Source organism: Kocuria sp., from assembly GCF_030536815.1.
Classification (GTDB): Bacteria; Actinomycetota; Actinomycetes; order Actinomycetales; family Micrococcaceae; genus Kocuria; species Kocuria gwangalliensis.
On record NZ_JAUNPE010000111.1, the window covers coordinates 1 to 7,233 of the forward strand.

Below are 7,233 nucleotides of genomic sequence, written 5' to 3' on the forward strand. Positions count from 1 at the left end.
CCCGCGGCCTTGGCGCTCGCGCGACCGGCCGCCGCAGCGACGTCGTCAACGCTGGCCGCGGACAGCTTCACGAGTGCGGCAATGTCATCCAGTAGTGCGGCCAACCCAACAGCCATGACCGTTCCTCAATTCGGTGGGAAGCAATGTGTCTGGAGTAAGGGTAAGGCCAGATCAGCTCGCCCGTTTGCCCAACACAGCCACCAAGAACTCGCTGTCCTCGGTGAACGGGCGCAGGTCCCAGCTCGACAACCGGAGCTGCGGCACGAGACCGGCCGCGGCGGCGTCGTCGAAGAAATCCTGGAACGAATAGCCGCGGCCCGCGCCAAAGCCGATCACGGCGCGGCCGTCCTCGGCCAGGTGGGCCGCGAAGCGCCGCAGCACCTCGGTTCGGGTGCTCGGGGCGAGGAACGCCATCACGTTGCCCGCGCACAGGATCGCGTCCAGGGGTTCGGTGATGCCGTGGGCCGGCAGGTCCATTTCGGCGAGGTCGGAGACCACGTACTCGGGGCCAGGGTAGTCCTCGCGCGCGGCCCCGATCAGGGCGGGGTCCACGTCCACGCCGAGGACGCCGTGCCCCACCGCATGCAGGTAGCCCGCGTTGCGTCCGGGGCCGCAACCGGCGTCCAGGACCCGGGAACCGCGGGACACCATGGCGTCGATCAACCGGGCCTCGCCCACGATGTCCTCACCGGCGGCGGCCAGTTGCCGGAACCGCTCGATGTACCACTGAGAGTGCCCCGGGTTGGCCTCGACCTGTTTCATCCACTGACTTTGTTCAATCACATGGTCAGCGTACCGAGCGAGGGCCCGCTCATGCATCGCGGGCTGAAGGACCGGCCGCCATTTAACACGCACGAAACACGACGGTGCTTTTTCTGACTCACGGGTCTAACAACATGGTCACCGAACCGAGCGGTCGGTGGAGGGTTCACCCTCGGCCCGCCGCGCTCAACCTTTGACCACGGAGCCACCATGCACCTGCAACCGCGCGAGCACGAGAAACTCATGATCGTTGTGGCCGCGGACCTTGCCAGGCGCCGCCAAGCGCGCGGTCTCAAGCTCAACCACCCCGAGGCCGTGGCGATCATCAGCTATGAACTGCTCGAGGGCGCCCGAGACGGCCGCACGGTGGCCGACCTCATGAGCCACGGCACCACCATCCTGGCCCGCGAAGACGTCATGGAGGGCATCCCGGAGATGATCCACGACGTCCAAGTGGAAGCGACGTTCCCTGACGGCACCAAGCTCGTGACCGTCCACGATCCGATCCGATAAGGACTCCCCGTGATCCCCGGCGAATACCTGCTCTCCGACGAACCCATCCCATGCAATGCGGGCCGCCCCACCGTGGACCTTGAGGTCACCAACTCCGGTGACCGCCCGGTGCAGGTGGGCTCGCACTTCCACTTCTACGAGTCCAACCCCGCACTGGACTTCGATCGCGAGGCCGCGCGCGGTTTTCACTTGGACATCCCCTCCGGCACCGCCGTGCGTTTTGAACCCGGCGACCAGAAAACCGTGCGCCTGGTGGCCATTGCCGGTTCACGCGCCGCCCACGGTTTTCGCAACGCGGTCAACGGCCCCCTCGACTAGGCAAGGATCACCATGAGTTTCGAGATGTCCCGGCCTCAGTACGCCGGGTTGTACGGCCCCACCACCGGGGACGCCATCCGCCTGGCGGACACGGACCTGTTCCTCGAGATCGAGGCGGATCACACCGTCCGCGGCGACGAAACCATCTTCGGTGGTGGCAAGGTCATGCGCGACGGCATGGGACAGAACGGCCAGGTCACCCGCGACGGCGCCCCCCACGGCTTTCTCGTGGCCGACACCGTGATCAGCAACGCGATCGTGCTGGATTACACCGGTATCTACAAGGCGGATATCGGCCTTCGGGACGGCAGGATCCTGGCCATCGGCAAGGCGGGCAACTCCAACATCATGGACGGTGTGGACTTCACGGTCGGACCGGCCACGGAAGCCGTCTCCGGTGAGGGAAAGATCGTCACCGCCGGCGGGATCGACTCCCACATCCACTTCATCAGCCCGGATCAATTCGGCACGGCGCTGAACTCCGGGATCACCACCATGATCGGCGGTGGCACCGGCCCGGCAGAGGGCACCAAGGCCACCACCGTCACACCGGGTGCGTGGCACCTGGCCAACATGCTGCGGGCAGTGGAGAACTTCCCCATGAACGTGGGCTTTTTGGGGAAGGGGCACGCGAGCGCCGTCGAACCCCTGGCGGAACAAATCGAGGCCGGGGCGATCGGTCTGAAGGTGCATGAGGACTGGGGTGCCACGCCCGCTGCGATCGACAACTCGCTGCGGGTCGCGGACGAGTACGACGTCCAGGTGGCCATCCACACGGACACCCTCAACGAGGCCGGGTTCGTGGAGGACACCATTGCGGCCATCGCCGGGCGGGTGATTCACACGTACCACACGGAGGGCGCGGGCGGCGGGCACGCTCCGGACATCATTGAGATCGCGGCCATGCCCAATGTGATGCCGGCGTCCACCAACCCCACGCTGCCGTTCACGCGCAACACCGAGGAAGAGCACCTGGACATGCTCATGGTGTGCCATCACCTCAACCCGGACATCCCGGAGGACGTGGCGTTCGCTGATTCTCGGATCCGGCCGGAAACCATTGCTGCGGAGGACGTTCTGCAGGACATGGGCGTCTTCTCCATCACAAGCTCCGACTCCCAGGCCATGGGCCGCGTGGGCGAGGTGGTGCTGCGCACGTGGCAGGTCGCGGACAAGATGAAAAAACAGCGCGGCAAGCTACCGGGAGACAGCGAGCGCGGGGACAACGCCCGGCTCAAGCGTTACATCGCGAAGTACACGATCAACCCGGCGCTCACGCACGGGATGTCCGAGCACGTGGGCAGCGTGGAAGTCGGCAAACTGGCGGATCTGGTGTTGTGGGAGCCGGCATTCTTCGGCGTGAAGCCGTCGATGATCCTCAAGGGCGGCCAGATCGCCAGTTCGATCATGGGCGATCCCAATGCCTCGATCCCCACGCCGCAACCGCAGTTGATGCGTAACGCTTTCGGCGCGCTGGGCTCGGCGGTGTATTCCTCGTCGATCACATTCATGTCCCGGGCCGCGGTGGCTGCCGGGCTCCCGGAACGGTTGGGTCTGCGCAAGACAGTGCAACCCGTGCATGGCATTCGTTCCCTGCAGAAGTCGGATCTGCCGTTCAACGGGGAAACCCCGCAGCTGGAGGTGGATCCCGAAACCTATGAGGTGCGGGTGGACGGTCAGAAGATCACGTGTGAACCCTCGGACGAGCTGCCCATGGCCCAGCGTTATTTCCTCTTCTAGCGCCGGGCTTGAACAGCCATACCCAGATGTCGACAAGTATCGAAAGGAACCTGCCCATGATCGTTGAACAGGTAATTGGCAACCTGGCCGACCTGCCGCGCGCGGAACGTGAGAGTCTGCACGTGGAGAAGGTGGTCCTCCCCAGCGCCGACCTGGTCAAGCGCTTCCAGCGCGTCACCACCGACCACGGCCGCACCCTGGGATTGCGCTTGCGGTCCCCTCAGGGCAGGGAGGGTGATTTGGCGGACGGGGACATCCTGTTCCGGGACGAGTCCGGCCTGGTCGCGGTGTCCGTGGAGGCCACGGACGTGCTGGTCATCGCGCCGCGCTCCGTCACCGAGATGGGCGTGACCGCTCACGCGCTGGGCAATCGCCACTTGCAGGCTCAGTTCTTCGACGCCTCGTCCGAGTACGACGCCGAGGTCATGGTCGTCCAGTTCGATCACACCGTGACCGACTACCTGGACTCCCAGCAGGTTCCCTATCGGCGCCAGGCCCGTGTGCTGCCCGTTCCGTTCCGGCACGCCGAGCACACCCACTAGGCATGTCCGTGCCCAGTTCGACGACGCCGCACGGGTCCGTGCTCGCGCTCCTCCAGTTGTGTGATTCCGCCCTTCCCACGGGTGCGTTCGCGCACACGTTTGGCATGGAGACGTACTTGCAGCGCGGCACGGTGCATGACGAGGCCACGTTCCGGGAGTGGCTCGCGCAGTTCGTGGATCACCAGTTGGTGTACGCGGACGGGCTGGCCGTGCGGCTGGCAGCCGAGGCATGTGCAGTGTCTTGCTCTGCCGCCGACAATGGCCAGGCCTCCGTCGACGCGCTCATCGAACTGGACGCCCTCATGTACGCGCAGGCTCTGCCTTCGCAGGTGCGGCGGGCCGGAGTGACCATGGGAAAGCGGCTGCTCGATATCGGTCAGTTGTCGCTGCCCGGCCCTCGGTTGGACCGGTACGCGCAACTGGTCGACACCGGCGCATGCCACGGCCACCAATCCATCGCGTTCGGGCTGATCGGCACGGACCACGGTGTCCCCACACCATCCCTGGTCGCTGCCTACCTATTCTCCACCGTGACCGCCCTGACGCAGAACGCGGTGCGGGGAATTCCCATCGGCCAGAATGCGGGGCAGCGTGTCCTGGGCACCATGCGCGACCGCGTCGCCCGGGCGGAACAGCAGATCCGGAAGCTCACCATTGATGATCTGGGCGCGGTCTCCCCCGGATTGGAAATCGCCCAGATGCAGCACGAGACCCAGCGGGCCCGCATGTTCATGAGCTGATCCCCGGCTCACCCCACACCCAGCACTTCGCACTGACAGCGCAAGGAGATAGTCACCATGAACGCCATCAAAGTCGGCATCGGCGGACCCGTGGGAGCGGGCAAGACTCAGCTGATCGAACGCCTGACCCGTGCCCTGAGCGATGAGATGTCCCTGGCCGCGATCACCAATGACATCTACACGATCGAGGACGCCAAGATCCTCTCGCAGAACAGCGTGCTGCCACTGGACCGCATCATCGGGTTGGAAACCGGCGGCTGCCCGCACACCGCGATTCGCGAGGACACCTCCATGAACCAGGCGGCCATCGACACGTTGGAGGCCGAACACCCGGATCTGGATGTGATCTTCGTGGAATCCGGCGGCGACAACCTCTCCGCCACCTTCAGCCCCGAGCTCGTGGATTTTTCCATTTACATCATCGACGTGGCCCAGGGTGAGAAAATCCCCCGCAAGGCCGGGCAGGGCATGATCAAGGCGGACCTGTTCATCATCAACAAGACGGACCTGGCCCCTTACGTGGGTGCGGACCTCACCGTGATGGAATCCGATTCCAGGACTTTCCGCGGCGACAAGGCCTTTTGCTTCACCAACCTCAAGACCGACGAGGGCCTGGAGCACGTGATCCAGTGGCTGCGGCACGACGTACTCATGCTGGATCTGGCGTGAGTCCTTGCCCGCTCGCCACGGGCCAGAACGAACCTGCGGGCCTGGAGCGAGCGGCGTCGTCGTCCGTGAAAGACAACGCGTGGCGCGGAGAACTGGAGCTGATCCTCGCCTCACGCGCCGGCCGATCCGTGGCCGTGCGGCAATATCACCGGGGCTCGCTACGAGTGCTGCGGCCCCACTACCTGGATACCTCCGGGCAGGTCACCTACGCGGTGGTCAATCCCGGCGGCGGTTACGTGGACGGCGACCGTTATCGGGTGGACCTCGCGCTCGAACCGGGCGCCGATCTGCTGTTGACCACGCAATCGGCGACCAAGGTGTACCGCTCACCGCGTGCGGACACGCTGCAGCAGACCCATGTGAGCCTCGGTGCCGGTGCCCGCCTGGAGTATCTGCCCGACCAGCTGATCGCCTATCGGGATTCGCGCTACCGCCAGGACACGCGCGTGAGCATGGACCCGTCCGCGACTCTGGTTCTCGCCGACGTGGTGACGCCGGGCTGGTCCCCCACCGGCGAGCCGTTCCGCTACGACCGCGTCCGATTGCGCACCCGCGTGCACATGACCGGGTGCCCCTCTGTGGTGGACAACCTGTTGCTTCAGCCGCAGACGCACGGGTTGGCCGGGCTCGGGTTCTTCGAGGGCTATACGCACGTGGGCTCGCTGGTCGTCCTCGATCCCCGCGCGGACGACGCCGCCCTGGCCGAGGCTCGCGACATCCTCACCGAACGCTCCGGTCATCTCAGAGCCGGGGCGAGCGCAACACCCATGCCCGGTTTCGCCGTGCGTGTGTTGGGTCGTTCCACACCCGAGGTCGCCGAGGCCATAGAGGCCGTGGTCAACCTGGTGCGCGCTCGGTGGTTCGGTCAGGGCGCCGTCAATCTCAGGAAGTACTGAACAGGAGTTCCCCGTGTCAACACCATTGACCCTCACCGCCGCCGCCGCGCGCTCTTCATCGGTTGACGATTGGCCGTTTCACACCCGTGTGCTGTGCACCTTGGGGGTCGTGGCACTGCTTCATCTGGTGGCCCTGGGACTGTGGGGGCTGGGGAGCCTGGGTGGTTCCGTGCCCCTGGCCATCGGACTGGTGTTCACCTGCTATCTGACGGGTGTGAAGCACAGCTACGACTGGGACCACATCGCGGCGATCGACAATTCGACGCGGCGGTTCGTGGGGCAGGGAAAGCGACCCGCGAGCGTGGGTTTGGCCTTCAGCATGGGGCACAGTTCGGTGGTGATACTGGCGGGAATTCTGGTGGTTCTGGGTGCCACGTTCGTGTCCTCGTTCATTTCCGAAGGCACCGCCGCGAACACCACCCTGGGGGTCATCGGCGGCACGGTGTCCGGGGTGTTCCTGTTGGTGATCGGCCTCTACAACGCCGGCGCATGCGCCCACAGTTGGCGCCTGCGGCGTCGGGCGCGTGAGGGGCGGGTGATCAGTGAAGAGGATCTGCTGGCTCAGGGTTTGGTGTCGCGGGTGATGGCCAAACCGCTGGCGCGGGTGCAGCGCCCCCGCAACATTTTCACCCTGGGATTCCTGTTCGGGCTCGGCTTCGACACCGCCAGCACCATCTCCCTTCTGGTCCTGACCGTGTCCGCATCCGTGGCGGGTGTTTCCGGGTGGACGCTGTTGTCCCTGCCGTTCTTCTTTGCCGCCGGCATGTGCTTGTGCGATTCGCTCAACGGCTTGGCGGTACTGCGCATGTATCGTTCCGCCTGGCGGGATCCCGTCCGCAAGCTGGGCTTCAACACCGCCATCACCGGGCTGTCCGCGGGCGCGGCCCTTTTCATCTCCATCATCACCCTGAGCGGGGTGCTCAATACGGCGTTCGGGCTGACCGATCCGGTCACCACGTGGATCGCGTCGATCGAGCTGGGTGACGCTGGGCTGCTGCTGATCGCCACGCTGCTGACAGTGTGGGGCGGGTTCGCGTTGGTGCGGTGGGCGCG

Annotated in this window: 10 protein-coding genes; 8 read left to right on the top strand and 2 right to left on the bottom strand. The window is 65.5% G+C overall.

Annotated elements, in window-relative coordinates; translation table 11 throughout:
* Both Q4E95_RS13915 and Q4E95_RS09750 read right to left on the bottom strand, forming a co-directional pair.
* The coding region (locus Q4E95_RS13915) for a DUF808 family protein (RefSeq protein WP_368660326.1) at nucleotides 1-116 on the bottom strand (116 nt) is incomplete at its 3' end.
* A 55-nt stretch (nucleotides 117-171) separates the two neighbouring features.
* Complete coding sequence (locus Q4E95_RS09750) at nucleotides 172-762, bottom strand: bifunctional 2-polyprenyl-6-hydroxyphenol methylase/3-demethylubiquinol 3-O-methyltransferase UbiG (protein ID WP_303383125.1); 591 nt, start codon at nucleotides 760-762, stop codon at nucleotides 172-174.
* Between the two features lie 210 nt (nucleotides 763-972).
* Here Q4E95_RS09750 and Q4E95_RS09755 point away from each other — a divergent pair, with 210 nt between their 5' ends.
* The 8 genes from Q4E95_RS09755 to Q4E95_RS09790 all read left to right on the top strand — a co-directional run.
* The gene (locus Q4E95_RS09755; protein ID WP_303383126.1) at nucleotides 973-1,275 is read left to right on the top strand and encodes an urease subunit gamma; all 303 of its coding nucleotides are present in this window, start codon (nucleotides 973-975) and stop codon (nucleotides 1,273-1,275) included.
* 9 nt (nucleotides 1,276-1,284) lie between these two features.
* On the top strand, nucleotides 1,285-1,593 hold the full coding sequence (locus Q4E95_RS09760) for an urease subunit beta (RefSeq protein WP_303383127.1): 309 nt from the start codon (nucleotides 1,285-1,287) through the stop codon (nucleotides 1,591-1,593).
* A 12-nt stretch (nucleotides 1,594-1,605) separates the two neighbouring features.
* Complete coding sequence (ureC, locus tag Q4E95_RS09765; protein WP_303383128.1) at nucleotides 1,606-3,333, top strand: urease subunit alpha; 1,728 nt, start codon at nucleotides 1,606-1,608, stop codon at nucleotides 3,331-3,333.
* A gap of 56 nt (nucleotides 3,334-3,389) precedes the next feature.
* Nucleotides 3,390-3,875, top strand: a complete 486-nt coding sequence (ureE, locus tag Q4E95_RS09770) for an urease accessory protein UreE (protein WP_303383129.1) — start codon at nucleotides 3,390-3,392, stop codon at nucleotides 3,873-3,875.
* Between the two features lie 2 nt (nucleotides 3,876-3,877).
* The gene (locus tag Q4E95_RS09775) at nucleotides 3,878-4,615 is read left to right on the top strand and encodes an urease accessory protein UreF (RefSeq protein ID WP_303383130.1); all 738 of its coding nucleotides are present in this window, start codon (nucleotides 3,878-3,880) and stop codon (nucleotides 4,613-4,615) included.
* Nucleotides 4,616-4,672: 57 nt separating this feature from the next.
* Nucleotides 4,673-5,284 (top strand): urease accessory protein UreG, encoded by a 612-nt coding sequence (gene ureG / locus Q4E95_RS09780; protein ID WP_303383131.1) that lies wholly within the window; start codon nucleotides 4,673-4,675, stop codon nucleotides 5,282-5,284.
* Entirely contained in the window at nucleotides 5,281-6,180 is a 900-nt protein-coding gene (locus Q4E95_RS09785) for an urease accessory protein UreD (protein ID WP_303383132.1), read from the top strand. The genes ureG and Q4E95_RS09785 overlap by 4 nt, the downstream gene beginning before the upstream one ends.
* Nucleotides 6,181-6,193: 13 nt before the next feature.
* Nucleotides 6,194-7,233: HoxN/HupN/NixA family nickel/cobalt transporter (locus tag Q4E95_RS09790; protein WP_303383133.1), on the top strand; the 1,040-nt coding region annotated here is incomplete at its 3' end.

Excerpts from the sequence above, each read along its gene's own strand:
- ureE (WP_303383129.1), top strand. The coding sequence starts at position 3,390 with ATGATCGTTGAACAGGTAATTGGCAACCTGGCCGACCTGCCGCGCGCG.
- Q4E95_RS09755 (WP_303383126.1), top strand. The coding sequence starts at position 973 with ATGCACCTGCAACCGCGCGAGCACGAGAAACTCATGATCGTTGTGGCC.
- Q4E95_RS09750 (WP_303383125.1), bottom strand. The coding sequence starts at position 762 with ATGAAACAGGTCGAGGCCAACCCGGGGCACTCTCAGTGGTACATCGAG.
- ureC (WP_303383128.1), top strand. The coding sequence starts at position 1,606 with ATGAGTTTCGAGATGTCCCGGCCTCAGTACGCCGGGTTGTACGGCCCC.
- Q4E95_RS09775 (WP_303383130.1), top strand. The coding sequence starts at position 3,878 with ATGTCCGTGCCCAGTTCGACGACGCCGCACGGGTCCGTGCTCGCGCTC.
- ureG (WP_303383131.1), top strand. The coding sequence starts at position 4,673 with ATGAACGCCATCAAAGTCGGCATCGGCGGACCCGTGGGAGCGGGCAAG.